The 16,144-nt window shown below is 38.2% G+C and carries 18 protein-coding genes; 1 reads left to right on the top strand and 17 read right to left on the bottom strand.

Annotated elements, in window-relative coordinates:
* Window positions 1–71: 71 nt before the first annotated feature.
* The 15 genes from murA to AAA923_RS03495 form a co-directional block, all read right to left on the bottom strand.
* A complete protein-coding gene (murA, locus tag AAA923_RS03565) occupies window positions 72–1,394 on the bottom strand; it encodes a UDP-N-acetylglucosamine 1-carboxyvinyltransferase (RefSeq protein ID WP_041500869.1) in 1,323 nt (440 codons plus the stop codon).
* A gap of 25 nt (window positions 1,395–1,419) precedes the next feature.
* Window positions 1,420–1,653, bottom strand: coding sequence for a DUF1146 family protein (locus tag AAA923_RS03560; protein ID WP_338214604.1), 234 nt, complete (start codon window positions 1,651–1,653; stop codon window positions 1,420–1,422).
* A gap of 507 nt (window positions 1,654–2,160) precedes the next feature.
* Window positions 2,161–2,589: a F0F1 ATP synthase subunit epsilon gene (locus tag AAA923_RS03555; protein WP_041500863.1), complete on the bottom strand. Its 429-nt coding sequence runs from the start codon at window positions 2,587–2,589 to the stop codon at window positions 2,161–2,163.
* 17 nt (window positions 2,590–2,606) lie between these two features.
* Window positions 2,607–4,055, bottom strand: a complete 1,449-nt coding sequence (gene atpD, locus AAA923_RS03550) for a F0F1 ATP synthase subunit beta (RefSeq protein WP_338214602.1) — start codon at window positions 4,053–4,055, stop codon at window positions 2,607–2,609.
* Between the two features lie 20 nt (window positions 4,056–4,075).
* On the bottom strand, window positions 4,076–4,993 hold the full coding sequence (locus tag AAA923_RS03545) for a F0F1 ATP synthase subunit gamma (protein ID WP_338214600.1): 918 nt from the start codon (window positions 4,991–4,993) through the stop codon (window positions 4,076–4,078).
* A gap of 17 nt (window positions 4,994–5,010) precedes the next feature.
* Window positions 5,011–6,558 (bottom strand): F0F1 ATP synthase subunit alpha, encoded by a 1,548-nt coding sequence (gene atpA / locus AAA923_RS03540; RefSeq protein WP_338214598.1) that lies wholly within the window; start codon window positions 6,556–6,558, stop codon window positions 5,011–5,013.
* Window positions 6,559–6,573: 15 nt separating this feature from the next.
* Window positions 6,574–7,122, bottom strand: coding sequence for an ATP synthase F1 subunit delta (atpH, locus tag AAA923_RS03535; protein WP_338214596.1), 549 nt, complete (start codon window positions 7,120–7,122; stop codon window positions 6,574–6,576).
* Window positions 7,109–7,630: a F0F1 ATP synthase subunit B gene (gene atpF, locus AAA923_RS03530; RefSeq protein ID WP_041500854.1), complete on the bottom strand. Its 522-nt coding sequence runs from the start codon at window positions 7,628–7,630 to the stop codon at window positions 7,109–7,111. Before atpF ends, atpH begins: the two co-directional genes overlap by 14 nt.
* Window positions 7,631–7,714: 84 nt before the next feature.
* On the bottom strand, window positions 7,715–7,927 hold the full coding sequence (atpE, locus tag AAA923_RS03525; protein WP_010020175.1) for a F0F1 ATP synthase subunit C: 213 nt from the start codon (window positions 7,925–7,927) through the stop codon (window positions 7,715–7,717).
* Window positions 7,928–7,950: 23 nt separating this feature from the next.
* Window positions 7,951–8,661 (bottom strand): F0F1 ATP synthase subunit A, encoded by a 711-nt coding sequence (gene atpB / locus AAA923_RS03520; protein WP_041500852.1) that lies wholly within the window; start codon window positions 8,659–8,661, stop codon window positions 7,951–7,953.
* 87 nt (window positions 8,662–8,748) lie between these two features.
* Window positions 8,749–9,378 carry a uracil phosphoribosyltransferase gene (gene upp / locus AAA923_RS03515; RefSeq protein ID WP_338214588.1) on the bottom strand — a complete coding sequence of 210 codons (630 nt, stop codon included), beginning with the start codon at window positions 9,376–9,378 and terminating at the stop codon, window positions 8,749–8,751.
* Window positions 9,379–9,390: 12 nt separating this feature from the next.
* Window positions 9,391–10,401: an L-threonylcarbamoyladenylate synthase gene (locus AAA923_RS03510; protein ID WP_338214586.1), complete on the bottom strand. Its 1,011-nt coding sequence runs from the start codon at window positions 10,399–10,401 to the stop codon at window positions 9,391–9,393.
* A 2-nt stretch (window positions 10,402–10,403) separates the two neighbouring features.
* Window positions 10,404–11,285, bottom strand: a complete 882-nt coding sequence (gene prmC / locus AAA923_RS03505) for a peptide chain release factor N(5)-glutamine methyltransferase (protein WP_338214903.1) — start codon at window positions 11,283–11,285, stop codon at window positions 10,404–10,406.
* Window positions 11,230–12,327 (bottom strand): peptide chain release factor 1, encoded by a 1,098-nt coding sequence (gene prfA / locus AAA923_RS03500; RefSeq protein WP_338214584.1) that lies wholly within the window; start codon window positions 12,325–12,327, stop codon window positions 11,230–11,232. The genes prmC and prfA overlap by 56 nt, the downstream gene beginning before the upstream one ends.
* A 25-nt stretch (window positions 12,328–12,352) precedes the next feature.
* A complete protein-coding gene (locus tag AAA923_RS03495) occupies window positions 12,353–12,934 on the bottom strand; it encodes a thymidine kinase (protein ID WP_338214582.1) in 582 nt (193 codons plus the stop codon).
* A gap of 153 nt (window positions 12,935–13,087) precedes the next feature.
* On the opposite strand from AAA923_RS03495, the gene AAA923_RS03490 reads away from it, so the two are divergent.
* Window positions 13,088–14,431 (top strand): MurT ligase domain-containing protein, encoded by a 1,344-nt coding sequence (locus tag AAA923_RS03490; RefSeq protein ID WP_338214580.1) that lies wholly within the window; start codon window positions 13,088–13,090, stop codon window positions 14,429–14,431.
* A gap of 58 nt (window positions 14,432–14,489) precedes the next feature.
* On the opposite strand, the gene AAA923_RS03485 is transcribed toward AAA923_RS03490, so the two are convergent.
* Both AAA923_RS03485 and AAA923_RS03480 read right to left on the bottom strand, forming a co-directional pair.
* A complete protein-coding gene (locus tag AAA923_RS03485; RefSeq protein WP_338214578.1) occupies window positions 14,490–15,476 on the bottom strand; it encodes a serine hydrolase domain-containing protein in 987 nt (328 codons plus the stop codon).
* A gap of 433 nt (window positions 15,477–15,909) precedes the next feature.
* Window positions 15,910–16,032 (bottom strand): hypothetical protein, encoded by a 123-nt coding sequence (locus AAA923_RS03480; protein ID WP_338214576.1) that lies wholly within the window; start codon window positions 16,030–16,032, stop codon window positions 15,910–15,912.
* Window positions 16,033–16,144: the final 112 nt, after the last annotated feature.

Genomic DNA, 16,144 nt, shown 5'->3' with positions numbered 1-16,144 from the left:
ATCATAACCAGCTTAATCATTAAATTGCCAATAAAAAAAGAAAGTGGGAATTCCACTTTCTCAAGCTAATATTAAGCCAATTTTATTGCACTCGATACTGTATTTAACACTAAAGTTTCACGGCCAGCTTCATCAACTGAAACACGTCTAATTTTAGCACCTAAATTTCTTAACTTTTCAGTGAAATGATAATATCCACGATCCAAATATTGAAGGTTCGAAACACGAGTCTCGCCTTCAGCAACTAATCCTGCTAGAACAAGTGCTGCAGCAGCACGTAAGTCAGTAGCAGCAACATTAGCACCACTTAGTTGAGCTGGACCAAACATAATAACTGAATTACCTTCGATCTTATAATCAGCTTTCATCTTACCGAATTCTGGGAAATGCATGAAACGGTTTTCGAAAACTGTTTCTGTCATAACTGTAGTACCAACACTTAATAGTTGAGCTAAAGTCATTTGAGCCTGCATATCCGTTGGGAATCCAGGGTGAGGCAAAGTTTTTACATCAACTGGTTTTAATTGATTAGTTCCAATGACACGAATTCCTTCATCAGTTTCATCGATCTTCACACCCATTTCAATCAATTTTGAAAGTAATGGACGATTATGAGCAGCTACGGCATCTTGAATAAAGATATCTCCACCAGTAACTGCGGCAGCAACCATGAAAGTTCCTGCTTCGATACGATCTTGCATAATTGAGTGTTCGCAACCGTGGAGTTTTTCAACACCATTGATACGAACAGTATTAGTTCCGGCACCAGTTACTTCGGCACCCATTTTACCTAAAACATTAGCAAGATCAACAATTTCGGGTTCTCTAGCAGCGTTATCGATGACAGTTTCACCATCTGCCAAAGTTGCTGCCATCATAATATTTTGAGTTGCGCCAACACTTGGGAAATCCAAGTAAATGTTAGCACCGTGCAATCCTTCAGTTTCAGCGTCAATAAAGCCACCATTTTGACTGAATTTAGCACCCATGGCTTCCAATCCCTTGATATGAAGATCAATTGGTCTGGAGCCGATGGCACAACCACCAGGCATGGCAACGTGAGCTTCTTTGTTGCGAGCCAAAAGTGGTCCTAAAACAACGATTGAAGCACGCATTTTATCTACAAGATCTTCAGGAGCAGTAGTTGAAGTTCCTTTGCTTGTATCAACTGTAAGTACTTCATCAGCTTCATCATATGAAACATCAGCGTTCAAAGCTTTCAAAACTTTAGACATAGTAATTACATCCGATAACGGAGGAATATTCGTTAATAAGGTTTTACCCTCAGATGCTAGAATAGTTGATGCTAAAATTGGTAAAGCCGCATTCTTAGCACCTTCAATTCTGACTGTTCCCTTTAATTGCGTAGGTCCATTTACGATTATTTGTTGCACAATATTCTCCTCCAAAAACCTGGAATCATTTAAAAAGCAAGGCTATATTTTGAGATAGACTGAAAATACTCATGAAAAAAGAGCTTACTGTATAACCAAGAGCGATTGCAATAAACGCTACAAGTAATTGTAACATTTTAGGATTGGATTTGTTATATATCTTTTTCCAATCCACAACTTGCAATAGATTAAAACTTAACCAGATAAATATAACATGACTTATAAGAGTTATTATCGCATTAATTCCGATACTTATCATTTTATAAACCTCACTTTTCTAAATAATAACATTTTCTTAACTTTTTTGAAGTTTTGGGTTGTTGATTTTAAAAATACTTAAACCAATCTTCATACCTGCAGCTAATTTAATATTCTTGAGATTATACCAGAATTAAAGAATTTCATCTCAGCCAATGATAAATTGATCTGAAATCAAAATATTTTTATGCCAATTGACCAAACTTATTCAAATATCAGTTAAATCAATTTAAATAATTAAACATTATCAAATTTCAGAGTTAACTTAGCCGAAGGGCGTGAGATATGCTTACCCGCCATGAAAGTGGTGTTAGAGTGGTGAACTTCCACTCTTACAGCACAGACGTATTTTGAGATTTGCGGTTTTTGCAAAGCTCAAAATCGAGGCGCGAGACCTTGGCTCGCACCGGTCCATGGCAGGTGGCATATCTCACGCCCTTCGGCGGAATATTTCAAAAGCAAAAAAAAGAAGACTGAAAAATAAATCTCAGTCTTCTTTTTGAATTAATTAATTTCGATGTGAACTTACGTTAATTCTGTTTATAGCTTTACGTAGAGATACCTGAGCACGAGCCAAGTCATCAACGTTGTGTTTCTCTTCAGCAACTTTGATAGTTTGCTCAGCTTTTTGCTTAGCATATTCTGCACGTCTTAAATCAATGTCTCTAGCTCTTTCGGCACTATTTGCGACGATTGAAACTAGATCATTGCTAAACTCCAAGAACCCGCCATTTACAGCAATTGAGTCTTCATGATGAGGCTTGTCCACACGACGGACACGTACTTCATCAATAATCAATGGGGCGATAATTGGCTCATGGTGAGCCATGACACCAATTTCACCGTCAATAGTACTCAACACAACGAGTTTTGCATGATGATCGTAAACAACACCATCGGGAGTAACAATATTGACCGTCATTATATTTTCAGCCATATTATCTCCTCCTATCCTTAATTGGCAACAGCTTGTTCAGTATTTTCATCTTCATCAGCTGGTTTCCAGCCCATCTTCTTGGCTTTATCAATAACGTCTGAAATACCACCAACACCGTTGAAGGCATCTTCAGGAACGTCATCATATTTACCATCTAAGATAGCACGGAAGTCCTTAACTGTTTCAGCAACTGGAACATAAGAACCTGGTACACCAGTAAATTGTTCAGCAACACTGAAGTTTTGTGACAAGAAGAATTGGATACGTCTTGCACGGGCAACAACAGTCTTTTCTTCATCAGACAATTCGTCCATACCCAAGATAGAAATAATATCTTGGAGTTCGTGATATCTTTGAAGAACCTCTTGAACTTCTGTGGCAACATCATAGTGTTCTTGACCAATGATATCTGGATCAAGGGCAGATGATGATGATGCTAGTGGATCAACGGCTGGATAAATACCTTGTTGTGTCAACTTACGTTCCAAGTTGGTTGTAGCATCCAAATGGGCGAAAGTTGTAGCTGGAGCTGGATCAGTATAATCATCAGCAGGAACATAAACGGCTTGAATTGATGTGATTGAACCCTTCTTTGTAGAAGTGATTCTTTCTTGCAATTGACCCATTTCTGTAGCTAATGTTGGTTGGTAACCAACGGCTGATGGCATACGTCCAAGCAAGGCAGAAACTTCTGAACCGGCTTGTGTAAATCTGAAGATATTATCGATGAACAATAGCACATCTTGACCTTCAACATCACGGAAGTACTCAGCAATTGTCAAACCTGTTAAGGCAACACGCATACGGGCACCAGGTGATTCATTCATTTGACCATAAACCATGGCTGTTTTAGCAAGAACACCAGATTCCTTCATTTCATAATAAAGGTCATTACCTTCACGTGTTCTTTCACCAACACCAGTAAATACTGAAATACCACCATGCTCTTCAGCAATATTGTGGATTAATTCTTGAATTAGAACGGTTTTACCAACACCGGCACCACCGAACAAACCAACTTTACCACCACGAACGTAAGGTTCGAGAAGGTCGATAACTTTGATACCTGTTTCAAGAATTTCAGTTGATGTATTTAATTGATCATAAGGAGGTGCTTGACGGTGAATACTGTTTCTTGGAAAATCGGCTGGAAAGGCCTTTCCTCCATCGATTGATTCACCTAAAACGTTGAACACACGACCCAATGTCTCTTTACCAACTGGTACAGAGATAGGACCTTCAGTATTAACAACTTCGGCACCTCTTTGAAGTCCATCGGTAGAACTCATAGAAATAGCACGCAAGGCGCCATCACCTAGTTCTAGGGCAACTTCAAGGGTAATTTCTGATCCGTCGCTTTTTTTAACTGTTAAAGCGTCGTTGATTTCTGGCAAGTCTTCATCTAATGAAAACTCAACATCGACAACTGGACCGATTACCTGAATAACTTTTCCTTTGCTACTCATTAATTTGGCTCCTTTCTAAACTATTCAAGTGCAGCAGCACCACCGATGATTTCAGTGATTTCTGTAGTGATTTGAGCTTGACGGGCACGGTTATAGTGCAATGACAAACTTGCAATAAGATCGTCAGCATTATCAGTCGCACTCTTCATAGCAGTTACAGAAGCAGCATGCTCTGCTGTTTTTGCATCCATCATTGCTCCTAAAACTAAACACTCAATATATTGAGGCACAATTGCAGATAGAACTGCTTTAGGGTTTGGTTCTGTGATGTATTCAGTAGCAACTTGTTGTTCTTCAGCAGTAACGTCATCAGGCTCTGTCAAAGGCAATAACTTATCTGTAGTAAAGTTAGAAACCAATGAGTTAACGTGGTGATTATGACAAATATCAATTTCATCGAACAATTCAGCTTGATACATTTGTAAAATTGTCTTCATGATTGGAGTGATATCTTTAACTGTTGGAATATCTGGTAAACCACGATATTCATAAGAAACGTCAAAGCCACGTGCTTTAAAGAACTCTGTTCCGGTAGCACCTAAGGAAATAATAGTAAATTTACTCTTGTCACCGTTGTACTTCTTTTCAAAGAGGTCCATCATGGCTTTCAAAATGTTACTGTTATATCCACCAACAAGACCACGGTCTGATGTAATAACAACATAGGCAGTCTTTTTGACTTCACGAACTTTTAGAAGACTATTTAAACTTAGCGGATCAGTGGAATCATCAGCAATTGACAATTCTTTGAACACATCGGCCGCTGTTAAATGTCTAATAATGTCTTCAACCTTTTTTGCGTACAATTGATAAGCAATAGATTTCTTTTCAATACGAGAGAGTTTAGCACCAGAGACCATTTGCATGGCTCTTGTAATTTGACCGGTTTTCTTAGTAGAAGAAATTCTTCTTTTAATATCCATAAGGGACTCAGCCATTATTTAAACCTCCTGTATTAGTTTGCTTGCTTACTATCTGAATTATCAGCTTCGCCTGACTTAGAAGCCAAGAAGTTCTCTGTAAATTCACTTACAGCGGCCTTAAACTTGTCTTCATCAGGTAATGTACCTTTATCTTTGATTGTTTGTAAAAGATCTGGATGATTTGCATCGAAATATTCAGAAAGTGAAGTTTCGTATTCTTTAAGATCTTCAACTTTAATTTTATCTAGGAATCCTCTTGTCAAGGCAAACAAAATCAAAACTTGTTTTTGAACAGAAACTGGTGAGTGTACAGGTTGTTTTAGAACTTCCTCAGTACGACGACCACGATCTAGTTTTGCTTTTGTAGCTTCATCAAGGTCAGATCCAAATTGTGCGAATGATTCCAATTCGTGATATGAAGAAAGGTCTAGACGTAAAGTACCAGCAACTTTCTTCATAGCCTTAATTTGGGCATCCCCACCAACACGAGAAACAGATGTACCAGCATCAATAGCTGGACGTGTACCTGAGTGGAACATATCACTACTCAAGAAAATCTGTCCATCAGTGATAGAAATTACGTTAGTTGGAATATAGGCTGACACATCACCGGCTTGTGTTTCAACGATAGGTAGAGCGGTCATTGAACCACCACCTAAATCGTCACTCAACTTAGCAGCACGTTCTAGTAAACGTGAGTGCAAGTAGAAAACATCACCAGGATATGCTTCACGCCCAGGTGGTCTACGAAGCAATAGCGAAATTTCACGGTAGGCATTAGCTTGCTTGCTTAGATCATCATAGACGATCAAAACATGCTTGCCATTGTACATGAAGTATTCACCCATTGCAGCACCAGCATATGGTGCAAAATAAAGCATTGGGGCTGGTTGACTAGGGCCAGCTTCAACAACGATTGTGTAATCCATGGCACCATGTTTTCTCAAGGTTTCAACTTGTGCTCTGATAGTTGATTCCTTTTGACCAATGGCAACATAGATACAAATCATGTCTTCATCTTTTTGATTTAGAATTGTATCAATAGCGATTGATGTTTTACCAGTTTTACGGTCACCGATGATCAACTCACGTTGACCACGACCAATAGGAACAAGTGAGTCAACTGATTTCAAACCTGTTTGTAAAGGTTCGAAAACTGACTTACGTTGCATAACACCGGGTGCAGGTGATTCAATAGGTCTTGTTTTGTCAGTCTTGATTTCTCCAAGGCCATCAACAGGTTGACCTAAAGAATTTACGACACGTCCAATCATTGCTTCTCCGACTGGAACTTCCATGATACGACCTGTTCTCTTAACAGTATCGCCTTCACGAATTTTATCGTAATTACCTAAAATGATGATACCAACATCATCACTTTCAAGGTTCTGAGCCACACCAAAAGTACCGTCTTGGAATTCTAGCAATTCACTTGCCATAGCATTTTCAAGGCCATTAGCACGAGCAATACCATCACCGACGTATGTAACTGTACCTACTTCATCAACTGAGAGTTCATTTTTATAGTTCTTTAACTGTTCTTTGATCAGCGAACTAATCTCTTCAGTTTTGATGCTCATTCTTTTCACCTCGACTTAATTATTAACCAATAGCGTCTTCTTGATGTCATTAAATCTCTTAACAACACTACCATCGACAACTTGATCTCCTACTCGGATTATAACGCCACCGATGATAGATGGATCAACTATTTTCGTTAAATTTACTTTATTTACTGAAAATCTTTTCTTAATCACAGACTCAAGTGTTTTAGCTTGAGTGTCTTCTAACTCAATCGTAGTAGTAACTGTAGCTTCAACAATCGCATTTGCATCATCATATTTTTCAATGAAAGCATCTGCCATTTCCACAATACAGTCCATACGGTTGTTATCGAAAACTAAGCTTAAGAAATCTTGCATCAATTCACCAAATTGGCTCTTCAATGTTTCCAAGACTTTAAGTTTTTCAGTGCGAGAAATTGAACGTCCTGCAAGAGCAAAGCTCAAGCTAGGATTTTCTTCATAGACTTGCTTCAAAGACTTTAAATCTTCGAGTATTTCTTCTATAGAATTTTGTTCTTTGGCAACTTCGTAAAGTGCCTTACTGTAACGCTTTCCCACTTGAATGTTACTTAGTTTCATTTACCGTCAACTCCTTAATGTAAGAGTCGATTAGTGACTTTTGATCGTCTGCATTAAGCTCCTTAGAAATAACTTTAGAAGCAATTTCCAAAGATAAGTTTGCTATATCATTTTGTGCGCCTGACATAGCATCTTCTCTAGCTTTAGCTGCATCGGATTTTGCTCTTTGTCTTAATTCTTCAGCTTCGCTATGAGCGTCGGATACGATGGACTTCTTTTGAGTCTCACCGCTTTCCTTAGCTTTATTAACAATTTCCACTGCTTCAGCACGTGAATTCTTAAGAGCATCTTCACGTTCTTTTGCCAACTTTTCAGCACGTGAGCGTTCCTGATCCGCATAATCAAGATCACCAGTAATCTTTTCAGATCTGGCGTCCATCATCTTTGTAACAGGACCCCAAGCAAAATGCTTCACTAACAGTGCTAAAACGATGAAAGAAACAAGAATGAAAAGCATGTCACCCAAAGCTACTTGATTAGCTCCGAGAACCAATAAACCTGCCAATATTCTTCACTCCTTCCTTTCTAATAAGTACATAAAACATAAAAAGGCGATTATTTTATTATATCGCCAAATTTTTGGTTGTATGTATTAAACGAAAAGAATAACGAACGCAATAGCAATGGCAATGATAGGAACAGCTTCGATAAGACCAACACCAATGAACATTGTTCCTCTTAACTTATCGGCTACTTCTGGTTGACGGGCCATTCCTTCAAGAGTTTTAGAAATAACAAGTCCGTTACCGATTGATGCTCCAAGAGCAGCGATACCAGCTGCAAGAGCTGCCGCAATATCCTTCATAATTTAAAATCCTCCAATAAATGTTATTCTTGTTCCAGTTTACGTGAAATATATACCATAGATAATGTGGTAAATACATACGCTTGGATGGCTCCAATAAATACAGAAAAGCCTTGCCATACCATAGCTAATGGCATAGCCGCAACGAATGTCACAGCGCCAAGACTCTTTGCAACAGTTCCAATAAGTGCAAGAAGTACTTCACCGGCAAATATATTACCGTATAGACGTAGTGACAATGTTAGGAAGTTGGTAAATTCTTCCAGAAGGTTAATTGGTAGCAAAAACTTTACCGGTCTCGCATAATTGGATAAATACCCACCGAATCCAAATTTCTTCACAGCATAATAGTGTGAAATCAACAATGAAACCGTCGCAAGTCCCATTGTGATCAAGGGATTAGATGTTGGTGATTTAACGTATGTGAAACCGCCAACCTTTACTTGGAAGAATAATCCTAATTGGTTAGAAACAAAGATAAATAGGAATAATACAAACGCGTAAAGATTGAATTGTTTACCTGAACCGTCTGGCATCGCCGATTTTACAATACTATTAGTAAAATCAATCATCCATTCGAGTACATTCTGTGCTTTGCCTGGTCTCATTGTGACTTTACGAGATAATGCAAACACCAAAATGAAAACAAGGATTGCAGAGACTAGAACTGACAAGTCATTTGCAACATTGAATCTTAAGCCTAAGAATTCAACAAACTTATACTTATCATCCAATAATAACCCTCCTTTCTTCGCTTATTGAAAACAATTGATACCACAAAATAATAACACTAAATTTTATATATTAAAACAATGAAATCCTTATTTTGTCCCAAATAATCTGTCACCGGCATCACCCAAACCAGGGAAGATATAGCCACTGTCAGTAATTCTCTCATCAAGTGATGCGGCATAAATATCTACGTCAGGATGTGCATCTTGAACAGCTTTAACACCTTCTGGAGCAGCAACTAGAACAACTAGACGCATGTGCTTAGCACCACGTTTCTTCAAAGCTTCAATAGCCATGTTAGCGGAACCACCAGTAGCAAGCATTGGATCAACGATGAATAGTTCACGTTGGTCAATATCACTAGGAAGTTTCACAAAATATTCGTGTGGTTTCAAAGTCTTTTCATCACGGTACATACCAATGTGACCAACTTTAGCAGCTGGAATCAATTCAAGAACACCATCAACCATACCTAGACCAGCACGCAAGATAGGAATAACAGCTAGTTTTTTACCAGCAAGAACTTTTTGAGTTGATTTACCCATTGGTGTCTCTACTTCAACATCCTTCAATGGCAAGTCACGAGTAATTTCATAAACCATTAATTCACCAATTTCATTGGCAACTTCACGGAATACCTTTGTACCAGTGTGTTTGTTACGGATAATTGTAAGTTTGTGTTGGATCAATGGGTGGTTTAGAACTGTAAATTTAGACATTTGTGAATCTCCTTAGTTTTTATAATGTGTGTTGCCGGCTGATTTATTCAAACGATTACTGTATGCAGCACCGTGACCTTCGTCAGGAAAGCCTTGAGCTAGAATGTAATCCACATGGTCGTTATCTAACTGACGTAGGCCAGCAAATAATTCTCTGGAAGCACTCAGTACATCTTTACCTAACGAGAAGGTTTCGATATTATCAGGAACTTCTTGCAAAATTTCATCCGTAGCCATGACTCCCATAGGAACATCTTTAGCAACGTATTCAGCGATTGCTTGTTTAAAATCTTTTACATCATCGACAATGATGACTTGTGCGCTTGGTGCATAGTGCTTGTACTTCATACCTGGTGCCTTTGGAACTTCGGTTGCAGTAACCTTGTGATGATCAGAGTTGACGTTGTCGATTACTTTCAACAAATCGTCTGAATCGATCATCCCTGGACGTAAAATCGTTGGTATCTCAACTGACAAGTCAATGACAGTTGATTCTACCCCAAGTTTTGTTGGACCATCATCCAAAATAGCGGCAATTTTACCATGTAAATCGTGATAAACATGCTTTGCTAAGGTTGGACTTGGTTTTCCACTCGTATTAGCGGATGGACCAACAATTGGTTTGCCAAAAGTTTTGATAAGATTCAAAGTAGCCTTATTATTGGGCATTCTAAAGGCAGCAGTTGTAAGTCCCCCTGTAACTGCTTTGGAAAGTTTGCCAGGTTGAATTGGCATAATAATCGTCAATGGACCTGGCCAAAATGCCTTCATTAGCTTCTCTGCCAATGGTTTGTAGCTGTTGTCAGCATATTCCCAGACCATTTCAGGACTGGAGACGTGCACAATCAACGGGTTGTCACTCGGACGGCCCTTAGCTGCATAGACATCTTTGACTACATCAGGTCTTGTTGCGTCAGCACCCAAGCCGTAGACTGTTTCGGTTGGAAAGGCAACCAATTGGCCCTTGGCAAGAAATGCCGCTGCTTCTTGAATCTGTGTACTCTCTAGTATCTCAGTATCCAATACTACATCTCCTTTTTAGCTTTTAGATATCGGTAATTCCCACTTATATCTTTATGAAATTCTACAACATAATTGGGTAGATTATCACAAAAAATCTGTTTTATTGCATTTTTTTGTCGAAAACCGAACTCCATGTACAAAATACCGTCATCAGAAAGATAATTTTGAACTTTCTTAGTGATATTCTCATAGAATTCTAACCCATTATCTTGACCGTATAAAGCTAAATCCGGTTCAAACTTAATAACACTGGCATCCATATCCTTCTTCTCATCCTCAGCAATATACGGTGGATTTGAAACGATGATATCAAATTTTTGTGGTTCGATACTTTCAAACAGATCACTCTGCTTGAAAAAGACATTGTTAGTTTGATAATTTTCAGAATTCAACTCCGCAACTTTTAAGGCATCACTTGAGATGTCAGTTGCAAGAATTTCATCATCGGGAAATTCCAAGCCTAATGTCACGGCAATAATACCGGAACCTGTCCCAATATCACAAATACTCTTTTGCTTTGGACCATGCTCGTCAATAATTTTTTGAACCATCTCTTCAGTATCTTGACGTGGAATAAGTACGTTTTGATTAACTGAAAAGTTTCGATCCATGAAATATGCGTATCCCAAAATGTACTGCACGGGCTCATCCATCATCAAACGGGCTAACCCGTCACGAAACTTACGCCAAATATCATTCGGCACATAATCATTTCGATGAAGTTGTAGTTGCGTATAATTGAAACCGCTTAATTCTTCCATTAAGTACTGAGCATCTTCGGGAAATTTGTTTTGGTCCTTTAACATAGAAAAAGCCCTTTTCAGGGCGTTAGAATAACTTAGCTTCTCCACTTTGAATTTGCTCCAACTTCTTGGTTTGATCATCAACGATCAATGCGCCGATAATTTCATCCAACTCACCATTCATAATTCGGTCAAGTTTATTCAAAGATAACCCAATTCGGTGATCAGTGACACGGTTTTGTGGGTAGTTATAAGTTCTAATACGTTCAGAACGATCCCCAGTACCAACCGCAGACTTACGTTGTTCATCGTATTCACTTTGGTTTTCTGATTCATAGTAATCATAAACACGTGATTTCAAAATTTGCATAGCTTTTTGACGGTTCTGTTGTTGTGAACGTTGATCTTGCATAGCAACAACGATACCTGTTGGAATGTGGGTCATACGAACAGCTGATGAAGTCTTATTGATATGTTGACCACCGGCACCAGATGAACGATAAACATCGGTTCTGATATCCTTTGGATCAATTTCAAGATCAACTTCGTCATATTCAGGCATAACAGCAACAGTAGCAGTTGATGTGTGAACACGACCTTGTGATTCAGTTGAAGGGATACGTTGCACACGGTGTGCCCCATTTTCATACTTCAACTTCGAATAAACACTGTTACCAGTAATCATAACGGCAACATCTTTGTAACCGCCGACTTCAGTATCAGTTTCATCAATAATATCAAAAGTCCAGCCTTGTTTTTCAGCATATTTACTATACATACTCAACAAATCAGCAGCAAATAAACTAGCTTCATCACCACCGGCAGCACCACGAATTTCCATGATAATATTCTTATCATCATTAGGGTCCTTAGGTAGCATCAAAAGTGTGATGTTATGTTCAACTTCGTCAAGTTCTTTCTTAGAAGTCTCCATTTCATCCTTAGCCATTGCTTGCATTTCGGCATCGTCAGTTTCACGAAGAATCTCGTCACTGTCACTGATGCTTTGTTTTAGTTCCTTGTAACGCTTGAAAGCAGCCACAACGTCACGCATGTCAGCTTCTTCTTTAGAATAAGCCATGTAACGCTTGGTATCGTTGATAACTTCAGGATCACTCATTAATTCTTGGAGTTCTTGATATCTTTCAAGCAATGTTTCTAGTTGATCAAATATTTTATCCAACTTAACTATCCTTTCTTCTATTTACTTAGTCTTGATTGAGCATTGGAGGATGGTTATAGTGCCGACGGCAAACTGGGTAGTACATTTCATTACCACCAATTGCAATCTGATCACCATCATAAACTGGTTTACCATTAGCCATACGCATATTCATTGTAGCTTTTTTTGTACAGAACCAGCAAATTGTCTTCATTTCTTCCAATTTGTCAGCGTACAACAAGAGATATTTTGTTCCCTCAAACAATTCATTTTTGAAATCGTTCTTCAAACCAAACGCCATGACCGGAATTCCTAAGTCATCAACGACTTGTGCTGCTTGCAAAACTTGATCTTTTGTCATGAATTCACATTCATCGATCAATACACAAGCAGCATTAGGGTTTTCTCCCTTAACGATTTCAAAAACATTTGAATCATCTTTCAAAGCAATTGCATCTCGGTCTAATCCCATTCGGCTCTGTATTTTACCAGTACCGGAACGAGTGTCTAAAATGCTAGTCATCAAAATAACTGATTTGCCTTGTTCTTCATAATTATGTGCCACTTTCAAAATCTCGATAGATTTTCCGCTATTCATAGCACCATACTTAAAAAATAATTGAGCCAAAATCACGCCTCCAAAAATATGTCCTACAAGATTATAACGAAAAAATGACGCCTTGAACACATTAAACATTACCCAATTTCAAACAAAATCAGCTAAAATGGAGGTTAGGTGTGATAATATTTATTTAATTAATTTAAATTCGGGGTTTTAGTAATGACATTCAAATCAGGAATAGCAACATTAACAGGCAAAACGTCCTACTTTATTTTGAGTAAATTTTTCAACGGTGGTTCCTCATACCCTGGAAAAATTGCTTACAAGATTGATCCAGATATTTTAAAAAGTCTTGGCAAAGATTACGACTTGATCGTTGTTACTGGTACTAATGGTAAAACTTTAACAACATCTTTGATCAACAAGATGCTGATTCAAAAATTCGATGACGTGTTGACGAACCCAACTGGTTCTAACATGATTCAAGGTATCGTCACTAGTTTTGTGACTCACCACAAAAAGAGCAAACGTCCAATCGCAGTTCTAGAGGTCGACGAAGCTAACGTTCCCATTATTTGTAGCTACATCAAGCCTAAATATTTTGTTCTAACAAATATTTTCCGTGACCAAATGGATCGTTATGGTGAAATTTACACCACTTACCAAAAGATCCTTGATGGTATCAAGATGGCACCTGATGCAACAATCATCGCTAACGGTGATGCTGCAATCTTTGCTTCAAAAGATTTGCCAAATAAGGTCATTTCTTACGGCTTTTCTGACAAAGGTCATGAAACTGAAGATTTCAAAGCTCCAACTAATACCGATGGTGTCCTTTGTCCTAAGTGTAACCACATCTTGCACTACCACATGATTTCATATGCTAACTTGGGTAGCTACTTCTGTCCTAACTGTGGTTTCAAACGTAACGAGTTGAAGTATCAAGTTAATAATATTTCAACACTTCTACCTAACAAGACTGAGTTCGAGATTGACGGCAACAAATTTACCATGAATATTGGTGGTAAATATAACGTTTATAACGCTCTAGCTGCTTTCGCTATTGCCTCAGAAATGGGTATCAGCGTGGAACAAATGCAAAAGGCATTTGCTTATGATGAAAAAGTCTTTGGACGTCAAGAAACCATCAACGTTGATGGTAAGAGTCTCAACATTATCTTAGTCAAAAATCCAGTTGGTTTGAACCAAGTTATTGAAACTGTCTTGAGTGACAAAGATCCATATACGCTAGCTTTCTTACTCAACGCTAATTACGCTGACGGAATTGACACTAGTTGGATCTGGGACGCTAACTTCGAAGATTTTGATTACAAGAAATTGCCATTAGTTATTACCGGTGGTAAACGTGTCAAAGATGTCACTTATCGTTTCAAGATTGCTGGACTTGATATGAATAAGAATATTGAGACTGTTGAAATCGACGATTTCGTGAAACAAATTCCAAATATTCCAACGGATAAGATGTATGTACTCGCTACTTACACTGCTATGTTGGGATTGAGAAAAGCTTTGATGGATAAAGGTTATATTAAACAGAAATAAAATCAAAAATGGCTCCTCGAATTGAATTCTATATTCAACTCGAGGAGCTATTTTTTTACTAAAATTCTGAACTATCACTACAACTTTCATTTAAAAATGACTGCAGAATGGTTTCTCGACGTTCCAAGAACAATTGATTAGTTTGAATTGGATGCACTCGATTAGTCATGACAACCATGGCTGTTTGATGCTTATAATCGACAGCTAAAAACTCACCTGTATAACCAGTGTGGAATAAAACGTGACCAGAACCATCTGGTTTAACGTCCCAACCAAGTGAACGACCGGGATTTAAAGTAGTGAAATTGTGATACAAAAACTTCTTATCAGGCTTTAACATATCTTGAGCAAACTTCATCACATCATCAAGCGTCGCAAACATACCGGCTGAACCACAATGCTTACCCAATTGACGAGCTTTCGGATCATTAGCAATTCCCTGTAACATCTGACCGTTAACTTCATACGTTGGCACACAGCGCCCTGGATCTGGTTCAAAGGTTGCATCTTTCAAACCTTCTGGTTCAACGATATATTTCATAATTGCATCTTGAACAGGCATTTTATAAAACTTCTCAATTACCAATCCTAGAAAAATCAACCCAGTATCCGTATAAACGACTTTTTTATTGAAAGTATCGGTCACAGGTAACTTCAATAAGGCGTGAATCAATTCATCAGTGTTCAAAGCATCTCGATTAGGAATATAGCCGTGGATTCCTGAGGTATGAGTAATTAAATGAAATAATTCCACCCGCTTATCAGAGAATTCCGGTAAATATTTTTGGATAGGATCATGCAAATCAATCAATTTTTCATCCAACATCTTCAAAATCAAAGGTACAGTCCCCATGACCTTCGTTAATGAGGCTAAATCGTGCAATTCGTCCCCTTTTAAGGGCTTTATTTCTGGAACCCACTCCTTATTACCATAAATGAATTTTTGCGTCTGAGCTGAATTTATGAAGCCAAAACTAGCTCCGGGAACGATTCTTTTATTAACCAAATCAATAATTTGTGCTTTAGTCTCTTCAAAATTTGCCATATAACTTTACCCTTCAATTTTTAAATTGTATTGAAGTATGCCGTTTCCAGAGCTGAGAATATTCATCTGCTGCGCGGTACGGTCCAAGCCGAAGAGCGGTCTCGAACCTCGGTTGAAGCCTTACCAAAGACCGGTAAGTCTCCAACACGCCCGGTGTTGTAATGGCTAAAGCCATAACGACACTTTCGCGGCATATGAATATTCTCAGCTCTTCCAACTAATTTATTTTTTAATCAAAATACCATTAACACTACAAACTTCTGATTATTTGAATAAATCGTAATTAGAATTGCTACAGAAACTATTACTTCAAGCCTTAATATTTCAACATTCAACTTCTTAATTAATTTGTTGCCAATATATCAAATTATAGACGTTTCACTAAAGATATATTCTAATCCAATTTTAAATTTCAAGATACAATCTATTGCCATTAATCCATTTCATCATCTTTATCAGCTAAATAATCAGAATATTCATACCAACAGAGTATAAATAAGTCGGAAGGACTGAGAACATTTACCATCTGTGGGTGTGGCGTTATGGCTTTAGCCATTACACCACCGGGCGAGTTTTGAAATTCGCGTACTTTGCGAAGTTCAAAATCGAGGTTCGAGACCGCTCTTCGGCTCGGACCGGTCCGCATAGCAGGTAAATGTTCTCAGTCC

Source organism: Companilactobacillus muriivasis (genome assembly GCF_036246245.1).
In the GTDB taxonomy this organism is placed as follows: Bacteria; Bacillota; Bacilli; order Lactobacillales; family Lactobacillaceae; genus Companilactobacillus; species Companilactobacillus muriivasis.
The sequence above is the reverse complement of the archived record's forward strand: the minus strand, read 5'-3'. Positions and strand labels throughout refer to the sequence as shown.

Coding starts and splice junctions, on each gene's coding strand:
- AAA923_RS03560 (WP_338214604.1), bottom strand. CDS start 1,653: ATGATAAGTATCGGAATTAATGCGATAATAACTCTTATAAGTCATGTT.
- AAA923_RS03555 (WP_041500863.1), bottom strand. CDS start 2,589: ATGGCTGAAAATATAATGACGGTCAATATTGTTACTCCCGATGGTGTT.
- atpD (WP_338214602.1), bottom strand. CDS start 4,055: ATGAGTAGCAAAGGAAAAGTTATTCAGGTAATCGGTCCAGTTGTCGAT.
- AAA923_RS03545 (WP_338214600.1), bottom strand. CDS start 4,993: ATGGCTGAGTCCCTTATGGATATTAAAAGAAGAATTTCTTCTACTAAG.
- atpA (WP_338214598.1), bottom strand. CDS start 6,558: ATGAGCATCAAAACTGAAGAGATTAGTTCGCTGATCAAAGAACAGTTA.
- atpH (WP_338214596.1), bottom strand. CDS start 7,122: ATGAAACTAAGTAACATTCAAGTGGGAAAGCGTTACAGTAAGGCACTT.
- atpE (WP_010020175.1), bottom strand. CDS start 7,927: ATGAAGGATATTGCGGCAGCTCTTGCAGCTGGTATCGCTGCTCTTGGA.
- upp (WP_338214588.1), bottom strand. CDS start 9,378: ATGTCTAAATTTACAGTTCTAAACCACCCATTGATCCAACACAAACTT.
- prmC (WP_338214903.1), bottom strand. CDS start 11,285: ATGATCAAACCAAGAAGTTGGAGCAAATTCAAAGTGGAGAAGCTAAGT.
- AAA923_RS03490 (WP_338214580.1), top strand. CDS start 13,088: ATGACATTCAAATCAGGAATAGCAACATTAACAGGCAAAACGTCCTAC.
- AAA923_RS03485 (WP_338214578.1), bottom strand. CDS start 15,476: ATGGCAAATTTTGAAGAGACTAAAGCACAAATTATTGATTTGGTTAAT.
- AAA923_RS03480 (WP_338214576.1), bottom strand. CDS start 16,032: ATGGCTAAAGCCATAACGCCACACCCACAGATGGTAAATGTTCTCAGT.